This is a genomic window from Novosphingobium sp. MMS21-SN21R, from assembly GCF_031846015.1.
GTDB lineage: Bacteria > Pseudomonadota > Alphaproteobacteria > Sphingomonadales > Sphingomonadaceae > Novosphingobium.
Map to the genome: position 1 here is coordinate 572,731 of NZ_JAVRDU010000001.1, position 18,545 is coordinate 591,275.

Annotated in this window: 15 protein-coding genes and 1 tRNA gene; 13 read left to right on the forward strand and 3 right to left on the reverse strand. The window is 58.8% G+C overall.

The genetic code is table 11. The features are described from left to right. Window positions 1–163: 163 nt before the first annotated feature. A complete protein-coding gene (locus RM192_RS02790) occupies window positions 164–1,075 on the reverse strand; it encodes a hypothetical protein (protein ID WP_311506058.1) in 912 nt (303 codons plus the stop codon). 146 nt (window positions 1,076–1,221) lie between these two features. After that, a complete protein-coding gene (locus tag RM192_RS02795) occupies window positions 1,222–1,725 on the reverse strand; it encodes a hypothetical protein (protein WP_311506059.1) in 504 nt (167 codons plus the stop codon). 1,136 nt (window positions 1,726–2,861) lie between these two features. On the opposite strand from RM192_RS02795, the gene RM192_RS02800 reads away from it, so the two are divergent. The 13 genes from RM192_RS02800 to RM192_RS02860 all read left to right on the forward strand — a co-directional run bounded on the left by RM192_RS02800 (window position 2,862) and on the right by RM192_RS02860 (window position 15,565). Continuing rightward, window positions 2,862–3,512: a site-specific integrase gene (locus tag RM192_RS02800; protein ID WP_311506061.1), complete on the forward strand. Its 651-nt coding sequence runs from the start codon at window positions 2,862–2,864 to the stop codon at window positions 3,510–3,512. Between the two features lie 70 nt (window positions 3,513–3,582). Further along, window positions 3,583–6,210 (forward strand): DEAD/DEAH box helicase, encoded by a 2,628-nt coding sequence (locus RM192_RS02805; RefSeq protein WP_311506062.1) that lies wholly within the window; start codon window positions 3,583–3,585, stop codon window positions 6,208–6,210. Continuing rightward, window positions 6,207–6,548: a hypothetical protein gene (locus RM192_RS02810; RefSeq protein ID WP_311506063.1), complete on the forward strand. Its 342-nt coding sequence runs from the start codon at window positions 6,207–6,209 to the stop codon at window positions 6,546–6,548. Before RM192_RS02805 ends, RM192_RS02810 begins: the two co-directional genes overlap by 4 nt. Next, complete coding sequence (locus RM192_RS02815; protein WP_311506064.1) at window positions 6,538–7,101, forward strand: DUF3010 family protein; 564 nt, start codon at window positions 6,538–6,540, stop codon at window positions 7,099–7,101. Before RM192_RS02810 ends, RM192_RS02815 begins: the two co-directional genes overlap by 11 nt. Continuing rightward, a complete protein-coding gene (locus tag RM192_RS02820; RefSeq protein ID WP_311506065.1) occupies window positions 7,094–7,306 on the forward strand; it encodes a hypothetical protein in 213 nt (70 codons plus the stop codon). Before RM192_RS02815 ends, RM192_RS02820 begins: the two co-directional genes overlap by 8 nt. Continuing rightward, on the forward strand, window positions 7,303–8,439 hold the full coding sequence (locus tag RM192_RS02825) for a tyrosine-type recombinase/integrase (RefSeq protein ID WP_311506067.1): 1,137 nt from the start codon (window positions 7,303–7,305) through the stop codon (window positions 8,437–8,439). Before RM192_RS02820 ends, RM192_RS02825 begins: the two co-directional genes overlap by 4 nt. Further along, window positions 8,436–8,819, forward strand: coding sequence for a hypothetical protein (locus tag RM192_RS02830; RefSeq protein WP_311506068.1), 384 nt, complete (start codon window positions 8,436–8,438; stop codon window positions 8,817–8,819). The genes RM192_RS02825 and RM192_RS02830 overlap by 4 nt, the downstream gene beginning before the upstream one ends. 389 nt (window positions 8,820–9,208) lie before the next feature. After that, a complete protein-coding gene (locus tag RM192_RS02835; protein WP_311506069.1) occupies window positions 9,209–10,315 on the forward strand; it encodes an NYN domain-containing protein in 1,107 nt (368 codons plus the stop codon). 231 nt (window positions 10,316–10,546) lie between these two features. After that, the gene (locus RM192_RS02840; RefSeq protein WP_311506070.1) at window positions 10,547–13,528 is read left to right on the forward strand and encodes an AAA family ATPase; all 2,982 of its coding nucleotides are present in this window, start codon (window positions 10,547–10,549) and stop codon (window positions 13,526–13,528) included. A gap of 341 nt (window positions 13,529–13,869) precedes the next feature. Continuing rightward, window positions 13,870–14,484, forward strand: coding sequence for a hypothetical protein (locus tag RM192_RS02845; RefSeq protein ID WP_311506071.1), 615 nt, complete (start codon window positions 13,870–13,872; stop codon window positions 14,482–14,484). 56 nt (window positions 14,485–14,540) lie between these two features. After that, window positions 14,541–15,116, forward strand: a complete 576-nt coding sequence (locus tag RM192_RS02850; RefSeq protein WP_311506072.1) for a hypothetical protein — start codon at window positions 14,541–14,543, stop codon at window positions 15,114–15,116. A gap of 59 nt (window positions 15,117–15,175) precedes the next feature. Further along, complete coding sequence (locus tag RM192_RS02855) at window positions 15,176–15,376, forward strand: hypothetical protein (protein ID WP_311506073.1); 201 nt, start codon at window positions 15,176–15,178, stop codon at window positions 15,374–15,376. A gap of 115 nt (window positions 15,377–15,491) precedes the next feature. Further along, window positions 15,492–15,565: transfer RNA gene (locus RM192_RS02860), tRNA-Gly, on the forward strand. Window positions 15,566–15,991: 426 nt separating this feature from the next. Here the strand turns inward: RM192_RS02860 and RM192_RS02865 are convergent. Further along, window positions 15,992–18,541, reverse strand: coding sequence for a DUF2309 domain-containing protein (locus RM192_RS02865; RefSeq protein ID WP_311506074.1), 2,550 nt, complete (start codon window positions 18,539–18,541; stop codon window positions 15,992–15,994). Between the last annotated feature and the right edge of the window lie 4 nt (window positions 18,542–18,545).

Sequence of the window (18,545 nt, forward strand, 5' to 3'; positions counted from 1 at the left end):
TCGCCAATATGCAGTGATTTAGGGACGCTGATATGAAGGAGGACTACGCAAGTACCCAATGATTATGGGTGGCGCCAGCAACAACAAAAGTTGACCAGACTTCGTGCCATATTCTGAACAGGAGTGTTCGTGCGTCACTGCTGCAGTGATCACCAACATGTTTTTAATCTGAGCAGGCAAGAATGCTTTCAAATACCGCCTGATAGAGGCGCGTCTGCTCGTCAAGCCAGTCAGCCAGGCGGTCCCAATTGCCTTGAGTAGAAGCATCAATGTGCAAACTCTGAGACAGGAAGCTTGTCTCGCCTCCTGGAGGCGCGCCAAGATGAGCGGTCAGTTGCTCAAGCCACGGCGCAAGCTCGTTGGTGAGATCTTCCATAGAGCCGCCGCGACGCGGTCTGACAAAAACACCTACGCCCCTGCGCGACAAATACTGAACTACAACGGCATCGGTGCCCGGTAAGGCAGCCCAGCGAGAGCTGGCCGCATCTGGAGCGCCATAAACTGGATACCGACCGCAGAAATGGCTCCAGAATTCCAGCCTGTGTTGACCGAGTTCGGTAAGATTTCCTTCAGCAGTCCGCCTTTGCTGGGCAAGTCGGCGGTCCCAGTTGTTGGGGCGCTCGACCACTTCGAAAAGCGGTGCGAGCGGGGAGTCGCCAATACGGACGACGCGCACCCGAACCGCAAAAAAGGCGAAAGGATCAACCGTATGCTCGTTGAGCCAGCGGATGGCGGAAAGATGCTCGTCGCGGAAGCTTGGCGCCACCCATATCATGGTGTGGGTATCAAGGCCGGCGAGATAGGTCATGATCTGGCCGAGGTGCGTATGATCAGAACCTTCGAGTTGGTTCTCGATCAAAACAATACTGTCATCGGCCGGGTTGCGGGCCAGGATATCGGCGCTGAAGGTCCCGACCCGTGCTTCGGTTCCGGTCAACTCTAGTGGAATTCCGATTGCGGCCGACAGGCGATCGAGGTTCGCGGCGAGCCAGGGCGTGAAACGATGGGCCTCGTGGGTCCAGGCCTCACGCAGCGGCACGTCGAGAAGTGTTCCGAACGTCGTCTCGCCGGTCATATCCTGCTCCCTGATGTGGTGGTTCGGATAGCGTGCAGGACTATCATCTTCACAGTCGTATTTGACGAGTCAGGTCTGGCGAGGGGTTAGGGCTGTGACGGTCAGGAAAGCGAATACCTTGGATCACAGCCCTGATCACACCCTCCTCAGGGTCGTGGAGCCGTCGGGTCTGCGGCAGTCGGATCAAGCTGCGGCGGCCATTCGGACAGACCGCTCGCCTTGAACCGCCGCCAGCGCGGATCCTTGTCGTCGGCAAAGAGGTCGGGAATGAGCGGCATAGAGTCTCCGCTTGGGTCGACTCCAAACCAGTTCTCCCACAGGCCCGGCTCGGAGCGATGGAGGACAATCTGGCCATCACGCGCACTGAAGGCCAGTCGGCACTTGCCTTGAATGTGAACTTCGCAGGCAGTCCAACCCTTTGCTGGCAGGACAGCAGTGCCAATGTTCTTGTCCGAGATGCGGGCTGTGGCGATGAAGCTGTCTTCGAGGATCCGGGCATACCAGGGGCCATCGCCCTTCACGATGCGCAGGCATGGCTGGAGCCAAGCGTAAGGCGAGGGCGCCGCACGGCCGTAAATCTGGTCCAGTTCAGCCAGCTCGAGATGGATGAGGGCGGCGCGGCGAAGCTTATCTTGAGTGTGTGTTGTCATGACGTCCATGAAAAATAGGCGCGAGCATTGGCAGTCGAGCTGCTGAGCTTAGCGAGATTGGAGAATAGACAACCAGCAACGCTCGCCCCCGGCAAGTCAGCATGATTTTTCAGAGCGTAGTGTAGCGCAAATAGGGTAAGTTTGTCAAGAAAAAAATGACATAGAAAGAGATTTTGAGCGCTGAAAAGCAAATCTGCCTCGGCCTTTTCGCAGCGGCGATCTCTAGAGCGGACAAATTCGTCGAACAAAAGCCTTTGGTATTGTAAAATACCATAGGTGACGACTTCTGATTTCAGTGAGGTCGCAAAGGTCGTGCTCGACTTTCAGGTAGAGACTTGAAAGCGCTATTTCTGTTTTACACACCATCGCTCGGCTCCTGTTTTGGAAGCCAGGAATCGCATTTTGGAAGCTTGTGATTTCGCCTTTTGCAAGTTTACTCGCTGAAACCCGCAGAAATCGGGGCTTTCTGATATAAACTTCCAGAAGGCTCGTTTTGCAAGTTTACCTGAGTGACCCTCCGCAGGACCCAGCCCCGCCAGGGGCAACCACCCCCGGAGGGGGAAGCTCCGCAGGAGCGCAAACCAAAGACTCTGCGAAGCCCGATGCCCCGTCAGGGGCCCCCTCCATTCCCCTCCTCTGATATTCTCTCACCACACAGGTGATCGCCGACCCGGCGCCACACCGTCCAGAGAGTTAACCTTGCGAGGTGATTCGCAGGCCTGCCGATTCGATCTTCAGCGCCTGAGCATGTGGCGGCCCACGCCTTCTGCATGTGATGAGGCGTCCCCTATGCATGTGGAAGCGTCTCAAAATGGGACCTCCGGACGAGGTTGGGCGAGGGATTCTGCCTCCGGCGATTGCGCCCGCAGCCGCTCCGATTATACTGAATACTTCCCGTTTAATTTTATTCATCGTTAAAAATTACTGAGAACCCCTAGTCACGCAGAGTCATTCCAAATAAAAATGCGAGACATACTTGTGGTATAAGAAAGTAAATAATTCGACTTGTTAAGGTTAATGGCGAAATTGTACTTCAAAAATACAGAAACTTTTTGGATGGATGCGCGAATTAGTATTGCATAACTCTTGTCGCTGCCAGACAATGCTAGGCGTCAACACCAACAAGGAGACGCCATTTGAAAACTTGTAACCATCATCTTCCCAAGCAAACCGTGCATGAGCGGGACTGGCATTATACCGGCATCAAGCGCGCCAAAGTGCTTTCAGAAGCGCAGATCAACCAGGTGACCGATCACATCCGCAGGGTCAGCAATTCGCCGCTCAGCGACGAGCTCAAGTTCCTGCTGTCGGCTTATGCAGGCTTGCGAGCGTGTGAAATTGCCGGCCTGATGGTCGATGCACTGATCGTGTCGAATGAGCCCGGCGGTAGTCACATCGTTGTCGCCCGCAACCTGGCCAAGGGCGGACGTGAACGGATGATCCCCATGCATCCGAAAATCCTCGAATGTTTCAAGCGCTTCCGCCTGGCACATCCGACGATACCGTTTGTTTCGTTCTCGGCGCGCGGCAGAATTCGCCGTCAAAGCGCCGCAGCGGTGAAAACCTGGTTCCTGACGCTCTATCAGGACCTGGGTCTTCAGGGCTGCTCGAGTCATTCGGGGCGGCGCACTTTCATCACGGGGCTCGCCCGAAGTGCCAATCGCCATGGTAGCTCGATGCGCGACGTTCAGCTTCTGGCTGGCCACGCCCGGCTCGAGACGACTGCTGCCTACATAGAGCCAGCTCAGAATCTCTCGCGCCTCGTTGCCGCCCTCGGCACCGAGTGAGCCTGATCTAACCCACAACCGAAAAGGAAAACGAATGACATCCGCATCCCCCGATGCGGGCAGCGAGCCTGTGCGCGCTGCTTCCGCAGCCATCAATGAACCCAACACCCCCCCACAAAAAAGGAGTTCCTCTATGAATGCTTTTGAATTGCTCACCAGCAGCACGCCGGCGGCGATCGTCGATCGGCACGATATTCCGCCCCGGGCCGAACGGCTCGCCAAATGGCCGGAAGCCTATCGTGACGAACGCTTTGTGGACTGGCGCAAAGGACTGGCTCGCGGCAACGAGCATCTGTGGATGCACCAGTCCGAAGCCTTGGCGATGCTGAATTCTGCCAAGAACATTGTCATGGCCACCGGCACGGGTTCGGGCAAATCGCTCGTATTCCAGGCAGACACGCTCCTCCGACTGGTGACGAAACCGGATGCGACCATCCTCGCGCTTTATCCGGCCAAGGCCTTGGTCAGCGACCAGATGAAACGCTGGCGTGAAGCGTTGGGCCATGCTGGTATCGACGCTGCCATTGCCGCGGAAGTGCAGGGCGATATTCCGCCTGCTGACCGTGACGAATTGCTCAAGCGGGCACGAGTAATCGTGGCCACCGAAGACGTCGTCCACGCATGGTTGATGCGTACGCAGGCCGCACCGGCGGCGCAGCGCTTCATCCGCAACCTGGAACTCGTCATTATCGACGAAGCGCACAACCTCGAGGGCGTTTTCGGGAGCAATTGCGCTTTCCTGTTCCGTCGCCTGCGTGCCGCCCGGTCGCGCACTCTGACGGAGGCGGGTCTTCCACACTCGGAAATGCAGTTCATCGCAGCCAGTGCAACGATCGCAAATCCGGCCGCACACCTTGAGCGACTGACCGGCCTTCCCTTCGAAGTGATCGGCGAGGAGCACAACGGTGCGCCATGCGATGCCAAGACCTTGTTGCATATCGAAGGACCGGAATATGGTGCAGCCGCCGAAGCCAACCTGGCCGACCTTGTTGCCCGTATCGCGGGCCAGATCGCCCCCAATGCCTTGATTGCATTTGCCGACGGGCGCCAGTCTGTCGAGCGCGTTGCCACCACGATCGGCTCTGACGAAGTCGAACCGTTCCGCGCTGGATTCGAACTCCAGGACCGGTCTGCGATCACGGCCGGCATGCGTGATGGCACGTTGCGCGCCATCGTCGCCACCTCATCGCTCGAGCTCGGGATCGATGTGCCGCAGTTCAATCTCGGGCTGAACCTTGGTTTGCCGATGTCGAAGAAGGCGTTCCAACAGCGCGTCGGGCGCATCGGGCGTGCTGGACCGGGCGTCTTCGCGGTGATCGCTGAACCTTCTGCTTTCGCCAAGCTCGGCACGACTTTGCGAGAATTCTACGAAGGTGCACCCGAGACGTCCCCGCTCTACCTCGAAAATTCGATCATTCAGTACCAGAACGCGTGTTGCTTCCTCGAAGAGGCGGGCGGTGCTGAGCGTCAGCCGGCACTGCCGAGCGGGATTGCATGGCCCGAGGGGTTTGATCGGGCCTTCGCGATGGCGAAGCCCGGCGCGATCCGTCCTCGCGAGATCGAGCATGTGGCAAACTGTCATACGGGCTCGCCTCAAATCGACTTTCCCTTGAGGCGCATCGGCGATGGTCGGCTCGGGTTGCGCATTCACGGTGCCGGCGGCGATTTGCTTGGTACCATCGATGATGCCAAGGCGCTGCGTGAAGCCTGCCCCGGAAGCACTTACTACCACCGCAAGAAACTCTACAAGGTCGTCGAGTGGCGCACGACTGCATATGAGCGCTCGATCTACTTGCGGCCTATGCGGGCCGCTCCCCGCACGTCGGCAATCATGCGGACTGCGATCGGAGTTTCGCATGCATCATCCGAGTTGCAGGAAGGTCGGCTTCTGCAAGGTACCCATGGGTCCCTTGCCGAGGTACGGCTCCAGGTCACGGAATCGGTGGAGGGTTATCGCAGCGGCAAGGTCGATCTGCTCTATCGCGAGTTGAGCAAGAAAGACCGCCGTCTTTCCCGCAAGACCCGCAACTTCTCCACTACCGGCATTCTCATTCGCATCGACGAGCCGTGGTTTCGCGGGCGCAATGGTGCACCGGCGGATCTTCGCGACCAGGTCGGGCGCGCCCTTGCGGCAGTGCTGTTCCGCGAGTGCGGCATCGGACCTGGCGAGGTGCGCTGGGAGCACTCAGGTATCTCGATGTATGGCTTGGGTTCGGCTCAGCTTCTCGACGATGCCCTCGTCATCTTTGATGACCTTCCTGGTGGCTTGCGCCTTACCGCGCCGCTCTTCGCCGAGCTCGATCATTTCCTCGAGCGTCTGCGCCGCGGGGCAGAATTGGCTGGAGAAGAAGCGCTCCTTGATGAGATCACGGTCACCCGCCTCATGAATTGGAGCGACTCCCTCTCCATCACTTCGCCGGGGTCAGCCGAGACGCTTGATCTGCATGGGGGGCAGCGGCTCATCTATGCGCCGCATAGCAAGGTCAGCGTCCGCATTCGCGGCAACATCGTTGAACGTGAATTGCTGCACCATCAGCTTCTCGAAGTCGGAGGGGCGAAGCACTTGGTCTACTCCTACGAGGCCGGGCCGGGCGTCACCGGCGTCGTGTTTCACGATCAGATCGAGCCGATCGGGCACGAGTGGCGCCAGCTTATCTGGGACGAAGAAACCGACACTGTCGAGGAGATCGCAGCATGAGCGGACCCAAGTACATCGTGCCTCTCCTCCCTGTATCTCGAGGTGCTCGCCACGGGTCATTCCGGACTCGTCGTCGCAATCGCGCCGGCGTCTGGACGAAAAGGACGGGCTTTGACAGTACTTTGCGTCGTCCTGATGCGATCCGGCTCAAGCCGACCGCCAACGCATCGTCAAAGCTCGGTACTGTTTGCGATCCGCATGCCAAATGCGGGTTGCTGGCGCGCCATTGTGCCAAGATTTGTCCGAAAAGGCTTTCAGATACGCCGAAGCGGCACTGGCAGTGCCCAGTCGAGTCCAATTGGACGCTTGATCTGGTGGAGGCGCCCAATGACCGCTGATGACGAATTCTTCGCGGCCGTCTGTCGCCAGTTCGGACGCCCGGCTCCCTCGCCTCCACGGCGGGACGAAGTGCGGACCATCACGGCCGGGATTATCTCATCGCCCCGGATAGTGCTGGCTACTCTTCGCTGCGTACCCGGACGGGCACCGCGTGTCATTGATCAGGCGTCACGCAGCTTCGAGATCGATAACCGTTCGGCTAGTGCTGTGTTGCGCTTGTCGAACGACCTCGAGCGCTTTGTACGCCGCCAGGGCGTGTCCGAAATCTTTCTGCGTTCTCTTTCCGAACGTGGGAAATTCGCCGGCCACCCCCTGAACTTCAAGATCGAAGCCGTGCTGCAGATGATTTCCGATCTGCGTGTCACGTTTGTGAGCACTTTCTCCGTGGGCGCTTGGGTCAAACGCGACGAGCCCAAATTGCCTGACGGGGGCGAAAAGTGCAGCGCGCGTTGGGCTGAGAAGCAGCGGCTGGCAATCGAAACTGCGATGTTCGTTGCGGTTGAGCCTACGGCCCTCCGTAGTTTTTCCGACGGGAGCGGCAGCAATGACTGACGCTGCGCCGCGAAACAAGATCCGCCTCCGCTACGCGCCGAAAAGTGCCATCAGCCGCGCTGTTGAGGCTGTTCGCGCCAACGGCATCGACGTGGTGAGCGTCACCATGGGCGGTGACGGCTCGATCAAGCTCAGTGCGACTGACGACAAGATGCAGCTGCGCGAAACCCTGTTCGACACCCTCGACAGGGAGGGGCGCCTATGAAGGGTCTGCATTTTGTACGGTATTGGCGAAAGGACAGCGTACCGCGCTGGTATATCTACGCGTGGCGTGGCGGGCCGCTGATCGGGAAATTCGATCAACGCAACAAGCCCCGGCTTACGCGGAAAGAGCTTGAACTGGCCTTCGCGGCAATCGACGCAAAAAGGGTGGCGGAACCGACCTTGTTGCGTTCGCTCATCCGGGAATGGCGGTCATGCGACCCGTCGCGGCCCTCAAGCCCTGAGTGGTCGGCGCTCGCTCCTGGCACAAAACGCACGTGGGGCGGAGCACTCGATCAGATCGAGCAGAAGTGGGGTGATACGCCACTTGAGGTATGGAGCGATCCGCGGATGGTCAGCAAGGTTGTGGCGTGGCGTGACAGCCGTGCTGCAACGCCGCGCGGCGCGGACATCGGGATTACCGTGTTGCGCTCCCTCCTCGAATTCGGGCGGATACGCGGACGCGTTGCGGTCAACGTCGCCACAGGAATCCCGACCCTTTATCGCAATGGGCAGCGCGCTGCGATCGTGTGGACCGAGGAAGACATGGTCGAGTTCGGCAAGACGGCAAGAACCCTTGAACGCGAGCAGCTCAATGACGGACTGCGCTTGGCCGCATTGACTGGCTTGCGGCGGGAAGATTTGGTCACGCTGACTTGGGCCGAAGTTCACGATCATGCCATCGTCAAGGTGGCGAAGAAGCGTAGCAAGGGAAAACGTCGGCAGGTGACGATGCCCCGCATTCCCGAGCTCGATGCCTTGCTCGCGGAATTGCGGACACGACATCGCAAGCCCGGCGTCGAGACCGTCTTGGTCAACAGTTTCGGCGACGCGTGGTCTGTCAGTGGGTTCGGGGGAAGTTTCAACCGCATCCGCGACGAAGCCAAGATCGAATACACGGATGAAGAGACGGGCGAGCGCAAGGGCAAGCATCTGCACGATGTTCGCGGGACCTTCTGCACGAAGCTCCTGACCCAGACAGATCTGACCGACCGTGAGGTCGCAGATATCATGGGCTGGGCGCCGGACCGCGTCGCGTCAATCAAGCGCGTCTACGTCGATCAAACCAAGGTTGTCCGTGCGCTGGGCGAACGGATTTCCAGAGCAAACCAACAGAACAAGGAGAATGAGGAATGAATGTTGAAGAACGAGCACAACACATCATCCGGGACCTTATCGCATTGCCGCGAGAGGCATGGGAGCGTTCCGTGCAGGGCGGGCAGGTAACGTTCTACGTCAAGGGAATGGGCCTTCAGATCCTTTACTTTTCGCAGGGGTGGATTGACCCGACGGCCGACCACCCGCTTAGGGAGGAAGCGCTGGAGCTCTATCGAGCTCGGCTAGGGGATTGCTCCACTGCATTGGAGATATGGGATGAGAATGAGGAGATCGCTTGCCTGCTTCGTTGGACGTCCATCAATGAAATCGAGGTGATCGAATACAATCACGGGACATGGGAAGTCATGGCATTTGGGTTGCCGGCAACCGATCCGGCGTATCAGCCGGTAGTGCACTGAATTAACTGTGCCATTCCCATTCGGGGCATTTCGCGATCTCTTTGATGCAAGTTCCTGCCGAGCAAGCCGCCATGACGGTGCCAAATTGACTCGTGATTACCGTCCTTGTTCATGGCCGTCATTCTAACGGCAATGGTTAGCTTAGGAGGCGCTTAGAAAGCATTTGAATTCTGGCAAGTTGGGCCTGCACCAATCCTTAATTTGCACCGATGGGCGCAGACGGCAGATGCATAGCGCCCCTGATGGTCCGTTGATCACGCGGTAAGGCTAGCAGTTTCCATCTCAGCACATGCAATTTCCTATTCTTATTAGTATTTTATGCAGTACGGGGTAGGCGTAGTGGTATCAGGGCACGGTGCCTTGGTATCTGTAGTCAGGGGAGCCAGCGAGTGGAACGTATCTCCAGCCACGCGATAGACAATCAAACTGTCGACGGATGCAAACCGATCGCGCTCAACATCGGGATGTACATCGACGGCTATGGTGCCAAGAAGAGTACTGATGTGCTCTATGACCGGGGTGACAAGGAGCTTTACGAACACTTGCGCGGCGAGGCGAAGGGCGACGTCGCGTTGCACAAGCGCCTTTATGACGCCTTCCACTGCCCGCCAGCACCTGCGTTCTACGCCGAGATCCTTAGCTTCTGCTTGGCGCTGGTAGAGCTACACGTCGTAGCAGTCATAGAGGACCGCTATCGCGCCGCTGGCACTTCGATCCGCCCCAACGCGCTGCTTGTGAACCAGTCCAACCCGCTGGAGATCGATTTACAGGGTCTACAGCACAACGTGCTCGAGGCTTTATTCCCCGCCTCGGATGAGGAGTGGCAAGCGGGCCATTACCTGGATGTTGCATGCGAAGGCACGATCTATTCTACGGGCAAGATCGACCGTGAACGGCAGGCTGGTATGCTGCGCCGTGAACTGGATGCTGCGCGTCGCGTCAGCGACACCTCCCGTGTGGCATGGCTCGAACGCAATCTGGCGACGATTGCCGGTGGCGTCTTCCACTATCGTAATCAGGACGGCTCAATTGGCGGTCCCGTCGACTTCGATTTCACCGAAAGTTTTTATGAGGAGGTCTCCGATCGGGTAGGCTACTATTCGCGGCTGGGCGAAAGCAAGGTTCACTGGCGCCAAGACTTGGGCGACTTTGGCGAGAAGGGAGTGGACTGCGACCTAATCATGCAGGTGATGGACGATCTGCACGCTGACAAGGTGGACGCCTTTGTGTTCATGACCAACGACATGGACTTCTTCCCACTGATTGAGCGCATCCGTGCCGAGGGAAAAGCGGTGTTTCTTTGCGGGCTAGAAGGCAGCGTTTCGTACCGGCTGATCCGCGCGGCAGGGCGCGATGCCTTCTTTGACCTTACCGGTCCGCAAATGCTCGCTAGCTTGGCAACCGTGTTCATGGCGGCCAAGAAACCCTCTATGCGTGTGATGGCGCTTCAATGGGCCTTTCTTGCGATGACACGTGCACGCCGATTGGGCAGTTGATATATCGATAAAATTCCAAATAAACAATTTTTCACTGCGCCTGTGCTGACTAGCAAGGTTCGCAGACCGTTAACTGCATATCTCACTAAGACAGCTAGGGCGTATCGGAATTATTTCGTTTGGCTTTAGCTGGATATCTTCATCCATAGTCAATTTGTATACCATTGGTTATCGAGAAAAATTTTAAAGGCTTTGTCGCGTAGCGGCAAGCTTAGGGGGATATTACTGACGATGACCAATTCGGCACTTCGGTTCCTGCTCTCGCACGATGGGCACCCGTACCAGCCTTCGCGGTGCTATGTTGTCGCCGACCCGGAAATCGACAACCGAAAGCAATGGACCGTCCAACTTGATCCCCCCGTCGATGCGACGTGGGTCTACGAGATCGACGACATGAAGGACTGGATGCTGCATGGAAAGCCAAAGCGGCAGATCATCTTCGACCGCAAAAATCCTAGAACGCCCTTCAGGGACTTAGAACGCGACCAAATATTCCGAGAATATCTTCGTGCAATACTTGAGCGGATACCAGAGCCTTATCAATCTCGCCGAAAATATGCGCTGATGCCATCGATCTCCGACGATGAAACACGGGCCCGCTACAAAGACGCGATTGAAGCTGCAATACCGGGTGCCATAGTCTTCCCTGAGCCCGAGATGGTTGCGGAGTATTTTCGCTTAATCAAACGCAACCTCGAATTAGAGGCTGGGCAGAACAATGTTCTGCTAGTCGTCGACGTTGGCGCCTCCACGGCAAACATGACTCTTATAGTGAGTCGGCGTGACCGAACGATCCTCGATGTGGATATCAAAGGTTCGCAGCGCGACCTGCGGCTTCGAGCATTGCGCGGCGACAGTGACGATCATGCGGGGCGATGGGTGGACAAGCGGTTAGCCGCGATGCTCGGGATCGATGAGACCCCTGTGATGCTCCGGCGCGTTGAGCAAGCCAAAGTTCAGGCTAGTTCACCTGGTAACATGTCCAGCAAAGGTGCGCCTCTCTCGATTGAGAAGTCGATGCTCGCAGCGGTATCCACCGAGCTCTGGATGGAGCTAAGGCCACTTTTTGAAAAGCTATGCGAGCGGCTTTATGATAACCAGACTTCCTCGGAAAGCGCTCGCCAGCGAAGCAGGGATCGCTTGGTCGAGCGCGGCGTCCAGACGCCGGCAGACGCCCATCGCCTCATTGACACCATCTTGCTGGCAGGCGGCACCAGCATGTTGCCGGGCTTCGAAGATGCAATGATGGCCACCCTCTTTCCCGGCGACCACCGGCCGACTGTGCTGCGGGTGGGGGAGTCCTTTGCCGTTGCTGCGGCGGCAGGTGGGCTCGCGCACATTCTCCACAATTACTCGCCCTCGCGACTTCGTGAAACCGATGGCATCGCTGACGAGCTCTTTGCCGCGCAGCTAGAGACCACGCTGCCGCATGCGTTGTTGCTCGGGATCAAGCAGGACGCAGAGCGCGAGCAGTACGTCACTCTGCTCGATCCCAACGACCCGTTCATCGACGATGGCGGCGTTCGCGAGATTGAGAATCTTCCGCTACTCTCCAAGGGAGCTGAGCCGAAATCTCGCTTGCTGCCATCTTCGTCTGCGGGAGTAGATGCGCGCCGGGGTCGCAAGTTCAAGGCCATGCGGATCGTTGAAGCGCCGCCACGTTTTTCCCTCGAGTGGGATCCCGAGAAAGAGCGAGCCTTCGTGTCCTCGAACGATGCAAGCCCAACGAGCCACCTTTGGATCGACGTTAACAGGCTCCGAAAGCGAGAGGAGGACAGGCTACAGTCTTTCACGGATCCGCTGCCGGCAGACGCTCTGGCAGTGGACGGCGCCGAAGACATCGTCCTAGATATCGGGATGTCAAAGATAGTCGTGGTGACTGCCGAACGCGGCTGGATATCAACTCGAGAAATCGAGCGTATCGTCCGTGACGGGGATGCGCCGCTTACAACCATCTTGCCAGAGGCTACTGGCGAGGATTTCAAGCTACCCAACGGCAGTATCTCTGATGATGAGGAGACCGAGTTCCTGACGGAGGATGGCGTGCATCGCAGCCAACAGGACGACCAGCCAGAGGTCACGCAACCCGTCGCACGCGGCGCGGCGCTAGTCGAACCGGCCAATGCAAATGACGCGGGCGCGCGCGACGAATACAAAGCTCCCCACAGTGGCGACGCGACCGAGCATGGCGAAATTGCTCGAGCGCAAATCCCAGATACGCCGGCGGGCTGGGACGAGCGGGTCGTCGACGCCGAGTTTACTGACGCGCTGACGTCGCTGCGGGATACTCTTCGCGAGCGGGCACCTGCGCTACCATTCGACGACATTGTAGTTGCTCTACTGGCGCTGAGCGTTCGTCCAATTGTGCTCCTTGCCGGCCCCCCTGGTTGCGGGAAATCGACGCTAGTGCGCCTCATTTCGCGGATGCTTGGCAAGCGTCTGGGCCATTCTTTTCACGACGTCGCAGTCCAGGCTCATTGGACCAACGACGACGCGCTCTTTGGCGAGAAGGGATTGCTGTGTGCCCTCGAAGAGCAACCAAGCGTAGCCCACCTCGTATTGTTAGATGAGTTCAATCTCACTCGCCCCGAATACTATCTGTCACGGTTGTTCCATGCTTTCGACAGTGGGAGCGGTGAGCTTTCCGCAGGGCGCCGTCTGCCGTCGTGTCGCGTCTTTGGCACACTCAATATCGATGATTCGTCCCGCCCGCCCTCGCCCAAGGTGGTTGATCGCTGCTTCCTTCTCGAACTTTCGCAGGTCAACTTTGGCAGCGATGACATAAGCGAGCTTCCTGTGTTGGACGACCTTGTCCCGCTTCCAGGTCTTCCACACATCGCGCAGACGGGCGTCGTAGCAGACGAGCGGATTGAGGCCGTCCTGAATGCATTGCACCGTGCCGTTCACGGCAATGACCTTCGCCACGACCTCCTTCCATCGCGGCGCGTGCTTTGGGATATCCGGTCAATGTTAGGGCTGCATCACAGGCTTGACCTCCAAGGCCGGAGCTTGCTGGACCGAAGCGACTTAGTCGATCGGCTTATCTCCAGTCGCATTCTGATCAAGCTGTCAGGTGCCTATGACCAACTTGGGCCTGCGTTGAGCGCACTTGAGGCGGCCGTCGCAGATGTCGAAGAATTGCCGCGCACGCAGCGCCGCCTCAAGCTGGCCCGGCAGCAGGCACGGCTCGGATTCGTTTCGCCTTGGCAGTAGCCTCAACGATCATCGACGCTGTACGGGTCTGGGGTGGGGACGGAACCTCTACAGAACACCCGTGGGATACGGAGACTTGGTACCTGGTACGGGACGACCAACCCTACCTCGATTTCAGAACTTCGGGGAAAGGCGTTCAGGCACCTCGGGGACCTAGAATCAGTAAACTTTCAGACGCCTGCGATGAAGGGTTTCAATGGCAGCGTTGGGACCTGTCCGAGGAACTGTCGAGGAAGCGACGCTTCGGGGAGGTCAGCGTCAGGCTGCATTTGCCGAGGAACTGCATTCTACGGTGCTACGTCATCCCGGCTGCCCTCTTCACTTTGCGCGATGTCATCGCGATGGTCGAGGACGTCGAAGCAGAAACTGGGTTCAATGTAGCATGGGACCTGGGGGCAGAACTCCCCGATCGATCCTGGAGTCGGCCTCAGCCCCAATCGCGCTCGTCTCCCCTCATCGAGGCACTCGACAAAGTGGACGAGGAAATAGGTGCTGCAATTTCGATCCGCCGGGATCCCTTTACCGAACTTGCCCCCGCCTCTCGGCAAGAGACGCCACTCGCCGAAAATGCGATTGTTTCTCAATGGGCCATGCGCAGGTCATCACAATTACGTGAATTTGAAAAGCGGTTGTCGGCAAGCCTAGAGGCGGCAACTAGGCGGCAGGCGTTGCACAGTCCCGAAAAACGCAAAGAGCGCATTCACGCGGAGGCGGATCGCCTTAGCGCGCTGTGCGAACGTCTAAGCATATCTAGGGCGATCATTGCCCGTTTTGTTAGAGAGGTTGAGCTCGGCACGCAGATTTACCCTAGCCCGCTCCTCCAACGCGATTATCGACTTCGACTGTTGTTGAGGGCCTTCGCACCAAATGCGTTCGAGGCGATTGCCGAGAGCGAGTCTGCGCGATCGAGTTATCCACCGCTGGTTCTTAATCATCTTTGGGAGCTCTGGGGATAGTCTGGATCGCAAGACAGCTACGGTCGCTTGGATTTGACGGGCTGTGCTCCGTTGAGGTGGTCGAGAACATTAAGCGCTGCGCATGGCGGCTCGCCCGAGGTGACGTCACCGTGGAGCTAGATTTCGAAGCCGAACCCGTGTTGGTGGAATATGAACGCCTGCCGCCGCTGCATGAGCGCAAGGTCCCGGCACTGGAATGGGCTGCCCGACATCAGCAACTCGACGAAGATCGGCCGTTTCTAGGCTTGGAGGCGAAGTGCTCGCCCGACTATTTGATCCGGGTCACGACGCCAGCGGGGAAGACACTTCTGGTCGGGGACGCTTGCCTCGCTAGCCCATTGCATCACGGTGGGAGTGGCGACAAACTGGGAGCGAAGCCATACACGGTGGAGCGCTACAGGCGAACGGTCGGTTGGGCCAGTGGAGGCGAAGTGATAAGGTGTCATCCATTGGGAGGTTTTGCGCTGTTTCCCCCTCCCTCAGAAGCGTGGCACGAATTCACGACGTTGCCAGGCGCCAGCGATTGCTTGCTGCTTTGTCCAAGCCCTGAAGGCGACGCCGAGGCGAGCCGTCGCTTTGAAATGCTCCTCGATGCTGTTGTTCCCAGGCTCAATGTTGAAGTTGATACCTAGACTCAGCACAATTGATTGGACGAGCAGAATGCGATTCAGGCCCCGCGAGGAGACTGATCTTGAGCGTCTTTTATCTGCCCGAGGCGCAATGGATGCTGAACCGTGTCATGACGCTGACTGGTTTGAGAATGCGCTTAAGCAAACCGGGATCAAGCCCCTGCAATTCGCGCGAATTGAAGCGCCGCACATTAACCAGTTTTGATGTGCTTCAAGTTGAAGTCGATGAATATTTTCATCGAGCTAGCTTGGCTGATCGCTAGTTGGCGTTCGCGATTTGACCATATAGATAGCATGTGACATAGGCGTCGCCATCGCAATGCGCTGTAAAAAGCCAGTGTAAAAATTGTGGATCAGCGAGCGCTAAGTGCTTGATTCGCGGGTGTAGCTCAATGGTAGAGCAGCAGCTTCCCAAGCTGAATACGGGGGTTCGATTCCCCTCACCCGCTCCAGGCTTCTCTTCCTGAAATATCCCTACCCGGTTTAGAGATCCCCGGAAATTCTGGGGATTCCGACCAGATCAAGACCTCGGCGTCGCTGATGCGACCGACAGCGTTTGCCGGAACCCGCGATGCGGCTGTCGCAAGCTGGCCAGTCGGCAAAGTGCGCCGCCTCGATCGTTCTGATGAGCGCAAGAAAATCGCCGAGATTGCCGTAAACTTATGCGGCCTTGATTGGTGAATTTGGGTTCTGCAGAAATAACAAGTGATATGGAATTATCGAAGGTCGCTCAAAGTATCATAAGGTCGTCACAACTTGGCGGTTCCGAAACAGTCGTTGGACGTGTCAGGTGACTTGCCGAAAGGGTACCCGCTTCCGACCAAGCCGGTTGTGAAATTTCAGGCACCAAACTGTCCGGAAACACCGCGCCGAGGATGTCAGCAAGGCCTGGCAACCCATGCGCCTCTAACCCAGTGATGGGCCTTGTGCTTCCAGGGGTCGATCACCACCAAATTGATCCAGCCGTTTTCAACCAGACGGCCCACCGCCTCGTTGCGTAGAACGACGTCCTGCACGCGCTGGAGTGGCGCTTGCACGATCACTGCCAGGCGGCGCGGGGTATGGTAGGGGATGCCATCGTCGCGGAACAGCGATTGGCGCGGCAGCCCAGTGCACAGGTCTCCGCCACTCCCTTGCACCACGCCGAAACTGCCGATGACGTTTTGCGTGGTCTTGTCACCTGCGCCGAAGACTTCGTTGTCTATCGTCGAGAACAGGTACTGGCAGTTGATCCATTGTGCCACGATCATCGGTGCGGTCATGATGCCGGTAAGCGCGCTGCCATCGTTATCCTTCTTCCAGTCGTAGCTATGCAGGAAAGCATTGCCGCCCAGGTGCACTTCTTGAGTCATGGCGCGCGGGCCTATGATGAAGGCGGCATTGCCTGAAAGCCCCCATTCGGGGCGCACCTCGGCCCAGTGTGCCGCGCCGGTCAGCAGATCGTCGGCCGTTCGCCCAAGGCGCGCCGCCCGCTCGTTGCGGCTCTGCTCCCCCGCGCTGGCGAGGGCAACTTCAAACATCGCAAGGTCGCCTGCATGGCTGGCGGGCAAGAGCTGGCGGTCGAAGATCTCGACCTGGTCGCGGGTGGTATCGTGCTGTGCCGCGATGAACCAGGTGTCAGCGGGCAAGGCCATCCCCTGCGCCGAAAGCCCCTGACGCACTGCGGGATCATTCATGATTGTCGCCATCAGCCGCGCGTTCGGTCCGCCGGGATGCCCGCCGCATGCCCCGCAATCGAGGCTGGCAGCAAAGGCATTGTTGGTGGTGCAGCCGCCGTGGCCGACCAACGCTACGAGGCGCGCCGTCTGAGCTGAAAGCCCGGTCAGTGCGAACATGCCGCGTGCGTAAGCGATGCGTTGATCAAGCGGGATGCCTTCTTCGTGATGTCCAAGACCATGATCGTTGCTGGCTGCCGGGGCGAGCACGTGGCCGCGCTCCCCGATAAGGCGCCTGCGAAGGGCTTCGGTGAATCGAGGCGCAAAGGTTCGGGACAGCATCGCTACGGCCGCAACCGGGCCGGTCGCTTCGGCCGTGGCAAAACCGGTAACGCCGCTCTTGGTCGCATCGAGCATGGCCTGCGCATCGCCCAGAGCCGCATGGCGGTCAAGCAAGGCACCCGCCTCGACATCGCGGCCGGGTGCGGCGCGCTCTTCGATTAGGTGGGATGGCGAGAGCAGTACCGGAAGCTGGTTGCGCACGGGTGCCGCGCAAGCTGGGTTGATCGCGATCGGCAGGCCGAAGAACCCGGCATATCCAAGCGTTTCGAACCGACCCTGCGCCTCCAGCGCCCGCCGCATGGGCTCGGAACGAACATCGATGCAGAACACGGCTTGAGCATCTGGCCGCAAGGCTGCCTGGGGTGCTGCGAGTTTTGCAGAGGCGCTTTCGAGGCGGGGGGTCAGTTCACCGAGGAAGCTGGCTTCGGCTGCCTCCTGAAAGATCAAGCCCAGTTGCGCCTGAGTCAACGATGCCACGGCCCGAAGCTGCGCCCGGCCCGCATCGGGCCACATCTCGGGTGCGTCTCCTGCCAGGCCGAAGTGCGCGAGGATCGCCGATAGGACCGTTTCCGGCCCGACGTAATCGGGGACCGCCTTTGCTGCAGGGCGGCCCACACCCTGCATCAGAGCGACCAAGGCCATCAAGTCCACCATGCTGGCGGGAGCTCCGGCGCTGGCCTCGGGCGCGGCATGTTCGCTCCGCCAGCGCAAATGAGCAGCCCAACCGGGAAGCGCTGCTACCAGCGTCCGCAGCCACGGCAGGCGACTATCTGGCCTTACGGCGTCGCGCCGCGCCGCGAAGATGAGCATGTCCACTGGGTCGGCAGGGGCCTTGGCCAACCAGCTCGTGCCGACCGCATCGCTTGCACGCAGCAGTGCGGGATCGTGGCGCAGCACTTCTGTAAGGCAGACGTAGAGCCCGCGCTCTCGTCCCGGAAGGCGCAAAGTCGCGTTGCGATCAAAGAAAGCCGCCAGCCAGCGCGCAAGGATGGCCATGCCCGGCGAAAGCTGGCGACGGAGCGGGGGCTGGTCCTCGGCGTCCATTTCGGTCAGCCGCGCGACGAGCAGGTCGTATGCGTTGAGATCGGGACCAACCGGAGCAAACGCAGGTTCCAGCCCGCCGAGGGCGTTGACAATGGCCTTGCGGAGCAGAATGGTGTCGATGCGTCCTTCTGCCATGAGCTTGCGCCATTGAGGTAGCGAGAGTGCCGACCTCGCACCGAACAGGGCTGCTGCTTCAGGCAGAGCGTCCTCGAAAGGTTGCTCTTCGAACCCCGACAATGGATTTACCGCAATCGCGCTGTCCAAGGGCCACAGTGGTGCGACCGTCTGTGCGGCGATCGAGATGAAGGCGAGCAGTTGCTCACGCTCGGCCTGGGCGCTGAGAGCGGAGGAGAGGTTCTTGATGAGGCTTCCGGTCGCTAGGTTCATGGCA

Coding starts and splice junctions, on each gene's coding strand:
- RM192_RS02790 (WP_311506058.1), bottom strand. CDS start 1,075: ATGACCGGCGAGACGACGTTCGGAACACTTCTCGACGTGCCGCTGCGT.
- RM192_RS02795 (WP_311506059.1), bottom strand. CDS start 1,725: ATGACAACACACACTCAAGATAAGCTTCGCCGCGCCGCCCTCATCCAT.
- RM192_RS02810 (WP_311506063.1), top strand. CDS start 6,207: ATGAGCGGACCCAAGTACATCGTGCCTCTCCTCCCTGTATCTCGAGGT.
- RM192_RS02815 (WP_311506064.1), top strand. CDS start 6,538: ATGACCGCTGATGACGAATTCTTCGCGGCCGTCTGTCGCCAGTTCGGA.
- RM192_RS02820 (WP_311506065.1), top strand. CDS start 7,094: ATGACTGACGCTGCGCCGCGAAACAAGATCCGCCTCCGCTACGCGCCG.
- RM192_RS02825 (WP_311506067.1), top strand. CDS start 7,303: ATGAAGGGTCTGCATTTTGTACGGTATTGGCGAAAGGACAGCGTACCG.
- RM192_RS02830 (WP_311506068.1), top strand. CDS start 8,436: ATGAATGTTGAAGAACGAGCACAACACATCATCCGGGACCTTATCGCA.
- RM192_RS02840 (WP_311506070.1), top strand. CDS start 10,547: ATGACCAATTCGGCACTTCGGTTCCTGCTCTCGCACGATGGGCACCCG.
- RM192_RS02845 (WP_311506071.1), top strand. CDS start 13,870: ATGGTCGAGGACGTCGAAGCAGAAACTGGGTTCAATGTAGCATGGGAC.
- RM192_RS02865 (WP_311506074.1), bottom strand. CDS start 18,541: ATGAACCTAGCGACCGGAAGCCTCATCAAGAACCTCTCCTCCGCTCTC.